13 protein-coding genes are annotated in these 16,060 nt (G+C 45.8%); 7 read left to right on the forward strand and 6 right to left on the reverse strand.

All coding sequences use genetic code 11. From position 1 onward, the window contains the following. The first annotated feature begins 18 nt into the window (after nucleotides 1-18). Nucleotides 19-831, forward strand: a complete 813-nt coding sequence (locus ACYX4W_RS05290) for a DUF4198 domain-containing protein (protein ID WP_476074906.1) — start codon at nucleotides 19-21, stop codon at nucleotides 829-831. An 88-nt stretch (nucleotides 832-919) separates the two neighbouring features. Here ACYX4W_RS05290 and ACYX4W_RS05295 read toward each other — a convergent pair whose 3' ends face one another. After that, on the reverse strand, nucleotides 920-2,194 hold the full coding sequence (locus tag ACYX4W_RS05295) for a lytic murein transglycosylase (protein WP_476074907.1): 1,275 nt from the start codon (nucleotides 2,192-2,194) through the stop codon (nucleotides 920-922). 268 nt (nucleotides 2,195-2,462) lie between these two features. Here ACYX4W_RS05295 and mrcB point away from each other — a divergent pair, with 268 nt between their 5' ends. Next, nucleotides 2,463-4,814 carry a penicillin-binding protein 1B gene (mrcB, locus tag ACYX4W_RS05300; protein WP_476074908.1) on the forward strand — a complete coding sequence of 784 codons (2,352 nt, stop codon included), beginning with the start codon at nucleotides 2,463-2,465 and terminating at the stop codon, nucleotides 4,812-4,814. A 267-nt stretch (nucleotides 4,815-5,081) separates the two neighbouring features. On the opposite strand, the gene ACYX4W_RS05305 is transcribed toward mrcB, so the two are convergent. Both ACYX4W_RS05305 and ACYX4W_RS05310 read right to left on the reverse strand, forming a co-directional pair. Next, on the reverse strand, nucleotides 5,082-5,366 hold the full coding sequence (locus ACYX4W_RS05305) for a hypothetical protein (RefSeq protein WP_269918149.1): 285 nt from the start codon (nucleotides 5,364-5,366) through the stop codon (nucleotides 5,082-5,084). 375 nt (nucleotides 5,367-5,741) lie between these two features. Then, the gene (locus ACYX4W_RS05310; RefSeq protein ID WP_476074909.1) at nucleotides 5,742-6,665 is read right to left on the reverse strand and encodes a DUF808 domain-containing protein; all 924 of its coding nucleotides are present in this window, start codon (nucleotides 6,663-6,665) and stop codon (nucleotides 5,742-5,744) included. A gap of 166 nt (nucleotides 6,666-6,831) precedes the next feature. Between ACYX4W_RS05310 and ACYX4W_RS05315 the strand changes: the two genes are divergently transcribed. Beyond that, nucleotides 6,832-7,572, forward strand: a complete 741-nt coding sequence (locus ACYX4W_RS05315) for a helix-turn-helix domain-containing protein (protein ID WP_476074910.1) — start codon at nucleotides 6,832-6,834, stop codon at nucleotides 7,570-7,572. 75 nt (nucleotides 7,573-7,647) lie between these two features. On the opposite strand, the gene ACYX4W_RS05320 is transcribed toward ACYX4W_RS05315, so the two are convergent. After that, nucleotides 7,648-8,502, reverse strand: coding sequence for a hypothetical protein (locus ACYX4W_RS05320; RefSeq protein WP_476074911.1), 855 nt, complete (start codon nucleotides 8,500-8,502; stop codon nucleotides 7,648-7,650). Nucleotides 8,503-8,744: 242 nt separating this feature from the next. Between ACYX4W_RS05320 and glnK the strand changes: the two genes are divergently transcribed. From glnK to ACYX4W_RS05340, 4 genes are all read left to right on the forward strand, one after another. After that, on the forward strand, nucleotides 8,745-9,083 hold the full coding sequence (gene glnK, locus ACYX4W_RS05325) for a P-II family nitrogen regulator (protein WP_012516988.1): 339 nt from the start codon (nucleotides 8,745-8,747) through the stop codon (nucleotides 9,081-9,083). A 32-nt stretch (nucleotides 9,084-9,115) separates the two neighbouring features. Further along, nucleotides 9,116-10,363: an ammonium transporter family protein gene (locus ACYX4W_RS05330; RefSeq protein WP_476055168.1), complete on the forward strand. Its 1,248-nt coding sequence runs from the start codon at nucleotides 9,116-9,118 to the stop codon at nucleotides 10,361-10,363. Nucleotides 10,364-10,646: 283 nt separating this feature from the next. Continuing rightward, entirely contained in the window at nucleotides 10,647-12,338 is a 1,692-nt protein-coding gene (ggt, locus tag ACYX4W_RS05335) for a gamma-glutamyltransferase (RefSeq protein ID WP_476074912.1), read from the forward strand. 182 nt (nucleotides 12,339-12,520) lie between these two features. Beyond that, nucleotides 12,521-13,447 carry a Dyp-type peroxidase gene (locus ACYX4W_RS05340; protein ID WP_474809115.1) on the forward strand — a complete coding sequence of 309 codons (927 nt, stop codon included), beginning with the start codon at nucleotides 12,521-12,523 and terminating at the stop codon, nucleotides 13,445-13,447. An 85-nt stretch (nucleotides 13,448-13,532) separates the two neighbouring features. On the opposite strand, the gene ACYX4W_RS05345 is transcribed toward ACYX4W_RS05340, so the two are convergent. Together ACYX4W_RS05345 and hemL are read right to left on the reverse strand one after the other, a co-directional pair. Then, nucleotides 13,533-14,609 carry an adenylate/guanylate cyclase domain-containing protein gene (locus tag ACYX4W_RS05345; protein ID WP_474809113.1) on the reverse strand — a complete coding sequence of 359 codons (1,077 nt, stop codon included), beginning with the start codon at nucleotides 14,607-14,609 and terminating at the stop codon, nucleotides 13,533-13,535. A 166-nt stretch (nucleotides 14,610-14,775) separates the two neighbouring features. Further along, the gene (gene hemL, locus ACYX4W_RS05350) at nucleotides 14,776-16,056 is read right to left on the reverse strand and encodes a glutamate-1-semialdehyde 2,1-aminomutase (RefSeq protein WP_476074913.1); all 1,281 of its coding nucleotides are present in this window, start codon (nucleotides 16,054-16,056) and stop codon (nucleotides 14,776-14,778) included. Nucleotides 16,057-16,060 lie beyond the last annotated feature (4 nt).

A 16,060-nucleotide genomic window follows, 5' to 3' on the forward strand; every position in this document is an offset into this window, starting at 1 on the left:
TTTAGGTAACGTTACGCTATGAAATTATCCCGTTTAGCCACAGCAGGCTTTCTGTTTGCTACATCTTTAAGCGCTCAGGCTCACGATTTTTGGTTAGAGCCAGCAAGCTACCGTTCGCAAGAACCAAGTGCTGTTGCCTTGCAGTTTAAAGTAGGCCATAAAGAAGATACCTCTCATTGGAACCTTGCGTGGGATAGGATAGTCGCGTTGCGCACTTATTCTTCTGACGGCGTGAGTGATATGGCCGCCAGCGTAGTACCTAAAACGTCAATGCTACCCGGCATGGCTAAAACGGTCGAGCTTTCACCTGGCACTCACGTTATAGGGTTTGAAAGCTATCATGCTACTAGTGTACTAAAAGCGAAGAAGTTTAATCAGTATGCGAAAGATGAAGGTTTAACAGAAATACTAGCCCATCGCGAGGCGAGAGGGCAGAACGATATTGCCGGAAAAGAGCTTTATTCAAGAAAAGCGAAAACCATTGTGCAAGTGGGTGAGGCAATAACGGATAATGCGCTAAAACCCATAGGCCATACGCTAGAAATAGTGCCCCTTGAACACCCTTATAAACTTTCAGATAACACTCTATCTGTTCAGGTGTTATTCAAAGGAAAGCCCTTAAGCAACGCACTTATCGATGCTGCATCCTTGGTTGATCACAGCGCCGAAGTGCAAGCGGTTCAAACTGACAGTGAAGGAAAGGCGACGTTTAAACTTAATGTCGAAGGGCCTGTTATGCTTAATACGGTTTGGGGCGTACCTCTTACAAATAGTTCTGCAGCAGATTTTGAAACTTACTTTTCAAGCCTAACGTTTGAATACGTTCAGTAACCAATAATCTGAACGGTTTTTACCTTACCGGTTACTGAAAATACCAAATGATTAATGCGCCCCTGAAAGGGCGCTGTTTTAATCAAGATTAAGAGGTAGCCTTGCTTGCAAGGTCAATGTTAAGGGCTGCCATTACTTCCAGACCTGGAAACCCATCTGCGATCATATTATTGCTAATTTGGTAGTTGCGGATACCCTCGCGAGTGGCAGGGCCAATAATGCCGTCGGGTTTGCCCACATCGAAGCCTAAATTATTCAGCTTACTTTGAAGCGCAATAATGTCTTTGCGACTGTAGGCGGGGAGATCAGGTAAGGTTGCTTTAATACCAGACGCCCCAGCTATGCGGTCAGCCAATACGCCTACGGCGATGGCATAAAACTCGGAGTTGTTCCAGCGCATAATAACGCGGAAGTTCTTGTAAGCGATAAAGGCTGGGCCGTTATGTCCTGCAGGTACGATAACATAAGCATCGGTATCGTCTTCGCCCAGCGCAGAACCATCGGCTTTCTTCACGCCTTGAGCGTTCCATTCGCTAAGAGGTTTTCTGTTTTTATAGCCAGACTCTTGATAGTCAAAGTTTTCAGGCAATTGCACTTCACGACCCCAGCGGAAGCTGCGCTCCCAACCAAGGTTAGCAAGGAAGTTTGCGGCAGAAGATAACGCATCTTCTTCACTTGCCCACAAATTGATTTGCCCATCGCCATCGCCGTCAATGGCATAGTGGGTATAGGCCGAAGGCATAAACTGAGTGTGGCCCATAGCGCCAGCCCACGAACCAATCATATCTTCTTTTTGTAGCTTTTCCCGTTCCATTAGCTTCACGGCCACAAGGAACTCTTGGGTAAAGTACTTACTTCTTCGTTTATCACAAGCCAGCGTGGCAAGAGAATCAAGTACCGGCATTTTGCCTTTGTAAGAGCCAAAGTTTGTTTCTAAGCCCCAGAAAGCGAGCAGGTAGTGAGGAGGCACGCCGTACTTATCACTTAGTTTGTGCAAAAGCTCCTCGTGCTTAGCGTACATCTCTTTGCCTTTCTGAGTACGCCAGTCGGTAACGCGCTTACTAAAGTAACCTGGAAAAGTTTGTACAAATTCGGGTTGGCTTCGGTCTAGCTCAATCACACGGTCCTGGTGAACAAGACGAGGAAATACATCATCAATGGTTTGCTGGCTAACCCCTTCTTGCTTGGCTTTATCTGCAAGCACGGCGGTGCAGCTAGCAAATTGTTCATTGGCATACGCGAAGTTAATCGACGCACTAGCAATAAGCAGAGCCAAAGATGTACGAATGAATGAGGGGTAAGACTTGGTCTTCTTAGGTGAACGGTCAGAAAGAAAAGAAGACTTAAATGAAGCTAAGCGCATAGTACGATTCCTGTGTTACTTGCCAGCATGCTATCGCATTGTGACCGTGAAACGCGAGTAAAATTCACTTTTCGTAGTGCGTATAGAAGCACTTTATCCCGCTTCAATAGTAAATGGGCTTTAAGTGTGCATATTTGGAAACAGTTGTTGAGCGGCGGCCCGAATGGTAATGTTGATACTATTAAAACTAACGTTTTAAGCAACGTTCGTTAAATCTATATCGCAAAGAATGCGATGTCATCTTCAATGATCTTCATGGCGTTTTCACGTGGCAAAAAGACAGACACAAAACAAATCATCTTCAAAAAGTAAAGCAAGCAACAAGGATAAGAGCTCAGCCAAGCGCTCGTGGTTTTTCAAGCTGTTCTGGCGAGTCACTTTAATTGGCTTAGTGGTGCTCGGGGCTTATGCGTTTTATCTCGACGCACAAATTAAACATGCGTTCTCGGGTAACAAGTGGGAAGTACCTGCGCAAATCTTCGCTCGTCCTTTAGAAGTGAGTAAAGGCGAAGAGATCACGCCACAAGAAGTCATTGATGAGCTTAATTTGCTGGGCTATCGCAAGGTGACTTTTGCTGACAGTAGCGGTGAGTACAGCTATCAAAACAAGGTGTTAACCGTGCAGCGCCGAGCGTTTCAGTTCCCTGAAGGCGCTGAGCCGCTTCGACACTTGGTAATAACGTGGGAAGGTGCACGCATTGGGGAAATCTATGACAAATCGCAAGGGCGCCCTTATGGTTCTGTAAAACTTGAACCTTGGTTAGTGACGCGTATGACAAGCGGTTCGCAAGAAGACCGTATGTTGGTGACTTTAGACACTATTCCTGAAATGTTACCTAAAGCGCTGACGCTGGTGGAAGATCGCAATTTTTATAACCACCATGGTGTTGCACCACTTTCAATATTGCGCGCCCTAATGGCGAATATTGCTGCTGGTCGTACGGTTCAAGGTGGCAGCACGCTGACGCAGCAGCTGGTTAAAAATATGTTTTTAACCCGAGAGCGCTCAATTGTGCGTAAGGCAAAAGAAGCTATCATGGCGGTGATCATTGACGCACGCTACAGCAAATCAGAAATAATTGAAGCTTATTTGAACGAAGTGTTTTTAGGTCAAAACGGCGACATGGCCGTACATGGTTTTGGACTTGCCAGCTATTTCTACTTTGACCGACCAGCCAACGAGTTAAGCACGCCTGAAATAGCCACGCTTGTTGCCATTATTAAAGGCCCATCTTATTACAACCCCCGCAAATATGCCGAGCGCACAAAAGAGCGTCGTGACTTAGTGCTGCGCATGCTGTTTGATGAAAATGAAATAAGTCGTCAAGACTACGAACGTTTCGTGAATATGCCGTTAGGGCTTGCCAGCGGTGCGAGTTTAGCAAGCGGCAAACACCCTGCTTTCATGGAGCAGGTACGTCGAGAGCTTAATGAAATTTTAGCAGAGCCAAGTTTAAGAGACTCGGGCGTTAAGGTGTTTACAACATTGGATATTGTTGCCCAGCGCAGGGCAGAAAAAGCACTTTCGGGCACCTTAAATGGCCTGCAAAAAGATAGAAGCGTTCCATTGCAAGGTGCCATGGTAGTCACCGACAGCGCAAGTGGTGAAGTGCGCGCGATTGTGGGCGGTAAAGACTTTGCGTTTAAAGGTTTCAACCGAGCATTAGACGCTAGGCGGCCGATAGGTTCTTTGATTAAGCCCGCTGTGTACTTGACTGCATTAGAAGACCCTACACAGTTTAACTTAGCAACACCGCTTGAAGATGAGCCGATAACGCTTGAGAGTCGAAACGGCACCGAGTGGTCACCGCAAAACTACGATAAAGAGTTCAGAGGGCAGGTGCCTCTGCTTCAAGGACTAGTCGAATCTTTGAACGTGCCAACAGTTAATTTAGGCATGCAGATAGGCCTAGATGCGTTAGCTGATACTATTGAGCGCTTAGGGGTTACCACTCCGGTAGATAAAGTACCGTCGTTAACCCTAGGCGCCTTCGAACTGACGCCGTTTAGCACTAATCAGATGTATCAAACCCTATCTAACGACGGGCGCTATATACCCCTTCATACAGTGACCTCGGTAGTGACAGCGGATAATGCGTTGCTTTGGAAAAAAGCGGAGTTCTTTAGCCAGCGAACTGATGAGGCTGCCACCTACTTGCTCAACTACGCGTTGTACAAGGTGACTACAGAGGGCACAGCGAAACGTATAGGCTGGAATTTTGGTAATGTGAACATGGCAGGCAAAACGGGTACCACAGATGATTACCGCGATAGCTGGTTTAGCGGCTTCGATAGAAACAATGTGGTTACGGTTTGGGTAGGTAACGACGATAATAAACCCGTTAACTTAACCGGTGCCGGTGGTGCGCTTCCCGTGTTCATTAATTACATGAAGTCTCAATCACCTAAATCATTATCAAGACGTTTCCCGAAAGGTCTGGGCATTGCGCATTTTGATGCAAAAACCGGGGCGGTAGTGGTTGCAGGTTGTGCGGGCAGTTTGAGCGTACCGGCTATTTTGGATGTGCTTCCTCCACCGCAGCAAGACTGCTCAGGCCGTCCTGTAGATGAAAATAGCGATAAAGATGAAAAAAGCTGGTGGGAACGGATATTCGGATAAAAAAACTCCAGTAAGAAGATAGAAAACACAATCACTTGGCTGGGATACTGTCAGTGCTTTCTATCTCCCTCTGGAGTAAAAGGCCCAGGGAAGGCAAATCTTTTAGCGGTAGTCGGTTTGGCACCTATTTGTTTTTATTGCGTTTTCAATGCCCTTTCTGAAGGAATAGGCGCGCTGTAGAAAACACCAGCGCACTTACAGCAAACGCAATAACCGGCCCGAGTACTATCATAAACAGGGTTGCGGCGGTTAACATGTGCACTCTCCTTATGCGTCGTTATCGTCCGAGCTGACTGACTCAATTGGTGTAATAGTTATCTCTGCAACCAATGAGCGCGCCTCTTCTACTTCTGGTTCAAATGTGTGACTTGTAGTTAACACGTCATAGGTCACATCCAGCGCTAAGTTCTGCTTTACGTCATTCATGGCGCTTTCAACGATAAAATCTGTATGTGAAACAATGTTGTTCTGAGATTCGTCAGCGAATGCTGCTGCGCTCAATACGCTAGTTGCTAAAGTTAGTGCAGTGAAAGTTTTGCGACCGATAAACATAGTAATCTCCTAAAAAAGTAAGTTAGACACTGCACTTGAACATACTGCGTGGCAGCTATCATGTTGCTAAAGGTTTCGATAATAAGTCGTTATCAATTAACAATTAGTTTATAGCGAGGGATGTGCCAACTCGTTAAAATTGATTATGTTATTGAAATTGTTGAGCTTTAATTTTATTGGGGAAATGAGCGAAAAGTTGATTTATTACAAAAACACTAAAATTTAGTGCTTTTCATATGGGGGTGGTCAAAATGACTAATGCAGCGTTTTTGATATTCGCGCAGCGACACTGGTTACTCTAAAATAGGTCAAAAAAGAGGGGCGCTAGTCCATAAAAAAGAACAGCGCCGCCAATGTATAAAAGAGAGAATAGGTCTAGGACGTTTTACTTCTAAACTGTGAAACCATTGTCACTACTAGCGCAATGATCACACCAGCAGCAATACCAACAACACCATCAGCAAGTATAGACATAACCAGCGATGCGTCTGGGATAAGCGCGATAAACCAGTCGGTAAAAATATGTAAAAAGCCTATGCTGTGAGTAAGAATTCCGCCGCCCACTAAGAACATGGCCACCGTACCTACTACCGCAAGGGTTTTCATTAGTGCGGGCGCGGCAACCAGCAATGCTCTGCCGACAAATCGTTGGAGGGTGTTCATTGAACCTGTTAGTGACTTGCGAAGCATGTAAAGGCCCACATCGTCCATTTTAACTAAGCCAGCGACTAGTCCATATACGCCAAGGGTAATCGCTAAGCTTAGTGCCACTAACACGCCAATTTGCGTTGTAAGCGTGGCATCTGTCACGGTACCTAACGCGATAACAATGATTTCAGCGGAGAGTATGAAGTCCGTGCGTATAGCGCCTTTGATTTTATCTTTCTCAAAAGCTACCATGTCAACATCTTCGTGGGTGAGCGCTTCTATTCTGGCTTCTCGTGTTTTTTCTTCATCTTCGTGGGGAAGATATTTGTGCAGGAGTTTTTCTGCACCTTCAAAACATAAATATAATCCGCCCAGTACCAAAAGGACGGTTATAAGTGAGGGCACAAAAGCACTGATGGCTAATGCCGCAGGAACCAATATCGCTTTATTAATAAGAGAGCCTTTTGCTACTGCCCATACAACAGGTAGCTCTCGGTCTGCTTTAACCCCTTGGACTTGGTCGGCATTTACCGCTAAATCATCTCCTAAAACCCCCGCTGTTTTTTGCGCAGCAACTTTTGACATGGTAGCGATGTCATCCATTAGCGTTGCAATATCATCAAGTAGGGCAAGTAAGTTAGCTGCGGCCACAGTGATTTTCCTTGTATTCGTTGTTATTAAGTGTGCTGTTTTTGTGTTTCACTAACATAGCAAATCGGCAATCGATAAGTAGTTGCGGCATACAAAGAATACGCGCAGGGTCTTACCTTTGGCAACTTATGAATAGTACGACTTCGGATAAAAGGTTGAAATCAGTGTGAGTAACGATAGCGAAATAAATCAAGAGACAGCACTTCCCTCACTTTCAATTCGTTCTTATACCAGAAAAGCACGCAGTCACGCACACCCTTTTTATCAGTTAGTATTGCCTGTAAATGGGCATATAGAAATAGCGCAAGACTGTTTTACTGGCAGCGTAGGTGTAGGTGAGGGAGTGTGTATAGCGCCGCTCGAAGTACATAGTTTTAGTGCAAACGAAAATGCAAAGTTTGTGGTCGCCGACTTACTTTCAGTACCAGAGCAGTTAAAAGACAAACGAAGCCCTATCTTTCAGGTTAATACCGCCCTTCAAGCTTTCTTAAGCTTTGTCGAAGTGCAATTAACGAATTACGCGTTTTACGGACAGGATGAAATGACCGCGTTATTTCAGGTGTTACTGGCGAAAAGCGAGGCGGGCGGGGGAACAGACAAGCGGATCACCCAAGTAATAAGCCATATACATAGTGACTTAGGGGCATCGCATTCGTTGCAGTTGCTTTCAGAGATGGCCTGTATGGGAACCACACAGTTCAAAACTCGGTTTAAACAAACCACTGGTCTTAGCTTACGTGATTACCTAGTGAAGATAAGGATGGAGAAAGCCAAAGCACTGCTTAGAAACACCGATACGCCTATGTCGAGCATAGCTCAATCAACGGGGTATGAAGATGTTGCTGCATTCAGCCGCCGATTCAAAGCCTATTTCGGGCAACCACCAAAGTCTTTTAAAAGAAAGTAATCACGCCTTGCTAAAGGGGGACACTAGTCGGCTACGGACTATCGCAAAAAAGAGCACGGCAAAAATCAATACGCGCTAGTTTCGCTCTTCATCTTTGAGCAGTTTATTCACTCTCGCATCTATAAAACGTTTGTGATCGTCCATTTTGGTGCATTTTAAAGTGCCTCCGGCAAAACCGCTTAATATCGCCAAGGTTTTATTGGTCGTACTGCTACAGTTTACTTGTTTTGACGGGCGTCTATTTTCACTAGCTTGCATTTCTTGTGTACTTGGCCCGCTTAATATAGGGCTATCTTTTCGTTCTTGGAAATTCCTTGCTGCTTGCTCTGCGTCTTCAGCTACTTTTTCACTGTTGTATTTTTCAAAATAAAGCGCAGCGCCATCTTTGACCGATAAATTTAACGAACCCGCGCGACGATTTGCATCTTTTGAAAGAGTCGGCGTTGGTTGCGTAGTAATTGGCTTATTTTCTACCTGGGCTTGCTGTATTTCGGGCTCAGCAACTTTCTGCTGCTTTGCTTCAGGAATTTCAGAAATTTTAGTTTTACTATCAGGTGCTTCGGTGGATTGAGTGACATCAGACTTCAGTTCAATTTCTTGCCTTTTAGCGGAAGCATCGACTGCTTTAGTGTCTTCTAATTCGGCTTGGATTGAGGGGCGCGGAGTTGGAGGGTAGTATAGTCTGGCACTAATCTCAGGTGTTCGCTCTGAAACATTTACACGAGCTTTTTGATTATCAATACTCAATTGAGAAAGTAAGACAACCAAAATCACCCCAAATACGTGAACACCACATGAAACTAATAGCGGTCGCCACGCCGCTTTTTTGGCAACGGAGTGGTGCTCTGTACTGCGTTCTGGCGCAAAGAAAGAAGGCGTGATAGTTGTCATAGTAAACAACAGACCATTCACGCTATCGAATAGTTCCATGCTAATTTCATCGCACTTATTAGTCACCTTACCTCAGCAATTTTCTCGACCGCTTCATAATTGGGCATTTTTTAACGGGTGCACCATAAATGTGCATTATTTTTGTGCATGATCATCTTCCTTGTAAGTATATATCTGATTTATATGAAGAAACATTTGTGGCATGGCTCTTGGTTTATCTTCCCATAGTTGGAAACACGACCATAAATCACAGAATAACCAAAACAAACTGGGAGCAACTCATGAAACTAGTCACAGCGATCATCAAGCCGTTCAAGCTAGATGATGTTCGTGAAGCCATTTCAGAAATCGGTATCGACGGCTTGACCGTGACCGAAGTGAAGGGCTTTGGACGTCAAAAAGGACACACTGAACTTTACCGTGGAGCGGAATATCAGGTGGATTTTCTACCTAAAGTCAAACTGGAAATTGCTGTTCAGGATGATCAAGTAGAGCGCCTGGTAGAAGCCATCGTTGGCGCTGCCAAAACAGGCAAAATTGGAGACGGCAAGGTGTTTGTTTACGACCTTGAGCACGCCGTTCGTATTCGAACTGGTGAGTCGGATAGCGACGCGCTGTAAGCCACAACGATATATTTGCGGAGAAAACCATAATGGAAATCACTTTTGAACTTGGGTATGCGCTAGATACCTTTTATTTTCTAATCTGCGGTGCACTGGTTATGTGGATGGCTGCAGGTTTTGCGATGCTTGAAGCTGGTCTTGTTCGAGCGAAAAACACCACAGAAATTCTAACTAAAAACGTGGCACTATTTGCAATTGCTTGCACCATGTACATGATTTGCGGCTACGGCATTATGTATGGCGGCGGCGACTGGGGTCCTTTCTTAAGCGGTATCATGGCTGATGGCGCAACAGGTGTCGCTGAAGAGCCAGCAACATATGCACCTTCTGCTGACTTCTTCTTCCAAGTAGTATTTGTTGCAACAGCAATGTCTATCGTATCTGGTGCGGTTGCTGAGCGTATGAAGCTTTGGGCATTCCTAGCATTCGCAGTTGTTATGACAGGTTTTATCTACCCAATGGAAGGTGCTTGGACGTGGGGCGGCGAAGCGGTATTCGGTATGTATACGCTTGGCGACCTAGGTTTCTCTGACTTTGCTGGCTCTGGTATTGTTCACATGGCCGGCGCGGCTGCGGCGCTTGCTGGTGTGCTTGTACTTGGTGCGCGTAAAGGTAAATACACTGCAGACGGCAAAGTAAATGCTATCCCTGGTGCTAACCTGCCGCTGGCAACATTAGGTACATTCATCCTTTGGATGGGTTGGTTTGGTTTTAACGGTGGTTCAGTACTGGCTACTGCAACTGTTGAAAGTGCAAACTCAGTAGCAATCGTATTTATGAACACGAATGCTGCAGCTGCGGGTGGTGCAATTGCTGCACTTATCGTTGCACGTATTCTATTCGGTAAAGCTGACCTAACTATGGTACTTAACGGTGCGCTTGCGGGTCTTGTTGCTATCACTGCAGAGCCATCTACACCAACGCCTCTTCAAGCGACTCTATTTGGTGGCCTAGGCGGTATCCTAGTAGTGCTTAGCATTGTTGCACTAGATAAACTTAAGATTGACGATCCAGTGGGCGCAATTTCAGTTCACGGTGTGGTTGGTCTACTAGGTCTAATCCTTGTACCTTTCACAAATGACGGTTCAAGCATCTCTGGTCAGCTAATTGGCGCCGCGACTATCTTTGTATGGGTATTTGTCGTGAGCCTAGTGGTATGGCTAGTGATTAAAGCGGTAATGGGTGTACGTGTGAGCGAAGAAGAAGAGTTCGACGGCGTAGACATGAGCGAATGCGGTCTGGAAGCATACCCAGACTTTACAAGCGGCCGCTCGTAAGAGAGTCTTGATTAGGCAAATGAAATAACAATAATAATGCCTTGTTACTTCGTTTAAGCCCCGCAGTTGCGGGGCTTTTTTCGTTTAAAGTCATGTGCTTTTTAGTTGCTATAAGACTAAGGAAAAGGCCCTAGGCGTAATGTGACAATAACGCTACACTATGTTTTCAGGGGCTTAGGTTTTCAGGGGCTTAGGTTTTCAGGGGCTTAGGTTTTCAAGAGCTTAGGTTTTAAAAGGCTTAGGCTAGATTTATCAACGGCAACGTTTTTGTAAAAGGATAGTTATGACTGTAAGTGTGCGACTACTACCTTTGATATTGGCTTTTTTCAGTATCAATTGTTTGGGCTATGACAGAATAACGGGGCAACCCTTTGCAAGTCGCTCAGAAGTTATTGCGAAGAACGGCATGGCGGCCACTAGCCAACCATTAGCCACGCAAGTGGCGTTGGATATTTTAAAACAAGGTGGTAGCGCGGTTGACGCAGCCATTGCGGCCAACGCCATGTTGGGGTTGGTTGAGCCAACAGGTAGCGGTATTGGCGGCGACTTATTTGCCATTGTGTGGGATGCAAAAGAAGAAAAGCTGGTAGGTTTAAATGCCTCTGGCCGATCACCACGACAGCTAACCAAAAAGGTCTTTGCTGAGCGCGGTCTTCATCAAATACCCAAATTTGGTCCTCTGCCCGTATCTGTCCCTGGTGCTGTAGACGGTTGGTTCGCGCTACACGAGAAATTTGGCAAACTGCCTATGTCAGCGTTGCTCACGCCATCTATCAAATATGCCCGTGAAGGCTTTCCGGTTTCCGAGGTCATTGCTTACTACTGGCAGATGAATCAAGAACGAATTGGCCATTACGATGGCTTTGCAGAGACCTTTCTTATCAATGGTAAGGTACCGCAGAAGGGGGACATTTTTAAAAACCCCGGGTTAGCCGTGACCTATGAAAAAATAGCAACTGGGGGGCGTGATGCCTTTTATAAAGGGGATATCGCCCGTACTATCGATGCTTATATGAAGTCTCAAGGGGGCTTTTTGTCATACCAGGATTTATCTTCACATACCTCTGAGTGGGTAGAGCCTGTTTCCGCTAACTATCGCGGCTACGATGTATGGGAGCTTCCGCCAAACGGACAAGGCATAGCGGCACTACAGATTCTTAATGTGCTAGAACGTTACGATATCGAAGGAATGGGGTTTAACTCAGCTGACTACATCCATACCTTTGTGGAAGCCAAAAAGCTTGCCTTTGAAGATCGCGCTAAGTTCTATGCGGATCCGGATTTTAATGAGATTCCCGTCGATTGGCTGATTTCGAAAGAATATGCTGCTGAGCGGCAAAAGCTGATTGACAACGAACGCGCAGCAAATCGTGTTGATGCAGGTATTTATGAAGGAGATACCATTTACCTTACCGTTGCTGATAAAGAGGGCAACATGGTGTCTTTGATTCAAAGCAACTACCGCGGCATGGGATCAGGAATGACACCGCCTGGACTGGGTTTTATTCTCCAAAACAGAGGTGAGATGTTTACCCTTGAAGAAGGGCACTTTAACGAATATCGCCCAGGAAAGCGTCCATTTCACACTATTATTCCTGCTTTCGTAACAAGAAACGGCAATCCCGTGATGAGCTTTGGGGTGATGGGCGGAGGGACACAGCCGCAAATGCACGCACAAATTATTGTAAACATTCTCGACTTTGGTATGAATTTACAAGAAGCGGGAGATGCGCCTCGCATACTGCACAGTGGTTCAAGTAGCCCAACTGGGGCGCTTATGACTGATGGCGGCTATGTGAGCTTAGAGTCTGGCTTTAGTGAAACCGTTCAACGAGAACTCATGGAGCGAGGGCATAAGCTGCAGCGCGTTGTAGGCGCATTTGGTGGTTACCAAGCCATTGCTTGGGATGAGCAAAAAGGTGTCTATTTTGGCGCATCAGAAACGCGAAAAGATGGACAAGCAGCGGGCTATTAAGCACACTAGAGTAAATAATAAGCGATTGATTATCTGCTCAATAAAACTTAGCTTCACTTGAAAAGGTTTTTAAGTTTGAAGTAGTTGCTACAATTGATAAAAAGGTTCGCAATACAAAGCGTGACGAATGTTCGTCAGCAGCGAAGCGTCATAGTAAAACGTTAATAACAAAAAGAGCGGCAATGACACAACCACAAAAAGGTCTCTGCGCTGAGCCTAACTTACATGCACAGTATTTGTTACTGAACGTAATTGACGATGATAGCCAAGCCGTGCGCGCAAAATTGTCTCGCGTGCTGGATATTTTTGAGCACTTCGAGAATGAGCATTACGAGGCTATGGTTACAGGGGTAGTAGCCATAGGTACGGGTTATTGGGCAGAAGTCTATCCGGGTTTGATACCCGTTGAACTTGCCCCCTTTCCCGATATGCAGTGTGAAGACCGAAGTGCGCCCACCATGCCCTGTGATCTCTTTATTCAAATACGTGCTGATAGGTTAGATATCTGCCACGCCGTTGGCATTGAAGTGATGGACCTATTGCGTATTCATGTAGAGCTTGTTGAACAGATAAGAGGGTTTAGATATTTAGATGGGCGTGACCTCAATGGGTATCTTTATGGCGCGGATAACCCTCGTGGTATGAAGCGCAGAAAAGTGGGGGTTATCGGGGAAGATGACCCTGATTTTAGCGGTGGCAGCTATGTTCACGTTCAGCGTTATCGCCATGATTTAAGGCGCTGGAACAGCCTCTCAAGCCGCCAGCAAGAGCAGGTTATGGGTACAACGCAAGAGCACAACTTAGTCAGTAGTGAGCAGTCAGAGTCGTCACACAATGTAAGAGCAAGTACGGTCGCCCCAGATGGCGACGAGCCAAGACTAATAAAGCAAGGCATGCCTTACGGCGATATGATATCTCAGGGGTTATTCTTTGTAAGTTGTAGTGCGAGCGCGCGGCCTTTTAAACAAATGCTGCATAGCCAGATATACGGCAACGGTGAAGGCGACTACGACCGCTGGCTAGACTTCACCAGTGCCGAAACAGGTGCTGCTTTCTTCGCACCCTCGGTGACCTTTATTCGGCAACAAGCGAAGCTTTCGGAAAACTGAGAGTGTTGAATTAATGCTACTGTTCACAAGAGAAGGGAATGCTCCAACAGGTATTAATCGTTTTGAAGCGTTAGAACGATTAATGCTAGAGAACCAAAGCGCCGTCCCAGTCAGTAGCAAGATCTAAGTTTTTGTAGATACGGCACACATCTAAGTGGTGATGTACAAGTGAGTCATTGGGGCTTATGGCTAGGGCCGTTTCAAAGTATGCAATAGATTCGTCCCATTGCTGATTGATTCTACACGCCAGACCCGCCGCTATTTTCGTTTGCACCGCAAGCTTCTTCTCTTGTTCTTTTTCTGGCAGGTGGCTGAGAATTTCATATATCTCGATAGGCGATTTTCGTCCTTTAACTCTGACCCAGTCAAGTAAGCGGGTTCTAAGGGAGTCGTTAGGGCCGATAATTTGTAGCACCTGAGCGCTTACAATAATATCTGCTTGGTATTTAGGCGTTAGGGCTTCTAGTCGGGAGGCGATATTTACACTATCGCCTATAACCGTGGTATCCATTCTATCCTCCGAGCCAACGGTTCCCATAATGACTTGGCCGAAATGAATACCTATCCCCATATTTATGGCTTCGTAGTCGCAGTTTTTCCGGTGCCCGTTATAAATCGTTAATGCTTTACGTAAATCCAACGCTGCTTGTACCGCATCTAACGCTTTTTCTTTGGGCGTGCCGCCTTGATGGTCGAATAGCGCCATGATGCCATCGCCCATAAACTTGTCGATAAAGCCTCGGTTTTGGTGAATAGGGTCATTCATTCGCGTGAAATACGAATTTAGAAAATTCATCAGTTCTTGCGGGGTAATACGCTCAGAAAAACCTGCAAAGCCACGAATATCACAAAACATGATGGCAACATCGTTTTCAGCAGCATAGCCCAGTTCCAATGAATCTACATCGGTGGTAGCCATATGTTCAACGAACTGACGGGGTACAAATTTCTGAAAAGTTTGGGTAAGTTTTGAGGCTTCATCAGCAGCGGCCTGAAACCGGGCTTCGTCTGCAGCCTGCAGTGTTGCTTCATACTTACTCGAATTGCGGGATAGGGCTTTTCTCAGTCGATATTTGAAGCGCCTGCTTCGCCTGACATAAAGAATACTTATAACAGTGCTATAAACAGTAAGTGCAACAAGCGCGCTTATTTGCCAGTCCATTGTTAATCACACCTTTTAATTTCCTACAGAAAAACAGCAAAAATGCGGTCAATAATCATGCTGCCAAGAAAGTATAAAGGATAATTCGGCGTTAACACATTACTTTTAATTACATTTACAAAAAGTGTTAGCGCCGATTTTTAATTAACGGTAAGGGGCAATTAACTTATAGGGTTGAGAACACTTTATCTGCCGCAGTCAAAGTTTTTTCAATGACCTCAGCATCGTGTGCTTTCGAGACAAAACCTGCTTCATAGGAAGCGGGAGCCAAATAAACACCTTGTTCTAACATACCGTGATAAAACTTATTGAATTGCTCGGTATTACAGTTAATCGCCTGCTTGTAGTTAGTGACTTTCTCTACGTCTGTAAAGAATATCCCAAACATACTGCCAGCAATATTAGTAGTTAGACTAATATTGTGTTTGTCAGCTAGCGCCTGAAATCCATCGACGAGTTTTTGTGTATTCTCAAAGATAGAATCGTAAAGACCAGGCTGTTTGATTTGGGTTAACGCAGCAAGTCCTGCCGCCATAGCAACAGGGTTACCCGAAAGTGTACCGGCTTGGTAGATAGGGCCGGTTGGGGCAATATGAGTAATGATGTCGCGGCGACCACCGAAACAGCCCACAGGCATACCACCACCGATAACTTTACCCAAGCAAGTTAGGTCTGGTTTTACGTTGTAGCGTTCCTGTGCACCGCCACGAGAAACGCGGAACCCTGTCATCACTTCGTCAAATATAAGTACGCTGCCGTACTCATCACAGATAGTGCGAAGCCCTTCAAGGAAGCCTTCTACTGGGGGGATGCAGTTCATGTTGCCAGCGACTGGTTCAACAATAATACACGCAATATCATCGCCGTGAGCTGCAAAAATTTCTTTTACGCTATCTAGATTATTGTATTCAACCGTTAGCGTGTGCTCGGCTACGTTGGAAGGTACGCCCGGAGAGCTAGGCACACCAAGGGTTAATGCGCCAGAGCCTGCTTTTACTAAAAGTGAATCGGCATGACCGTGATAGCAGCCTTCAAACTTAACGATTTTGTTGCGGCTGGTGTAGCCGCGGGCTAGTCGAATGGCTGACATGGTGGCCTCTGTGCCAGAGTTAACCATGCGTACCATTTCCATAGATGGCACCAACTCGCTAACAAGTTCGGCCATGATCACTTCCGCTTCGGTTGGCGCACCGAATGAAAGGCCACTGTATGAAGCTTCAATCACTGCTTCGCGGATTTTTGCATTGTTATGACCTAGTACCATCGGCCCCCAAGACTGGATGTAGTCAATGTATTGCTTACCATCCGCATCCCACATATAAGCGCCATCAGCTTTGGTAATGAAGCGGGGTGTGCCGCCTACCGCTTTGAATGCGCGAACAGGTGAGTTTACGCCACCGGGAATGGTTTTTTGGGCGCGGGTAAATAGGGCTTCAGATTTTTGCATGTAA

This window comes from Alteromonas sp. ABH4_454 (assembly GCF_056311775.1).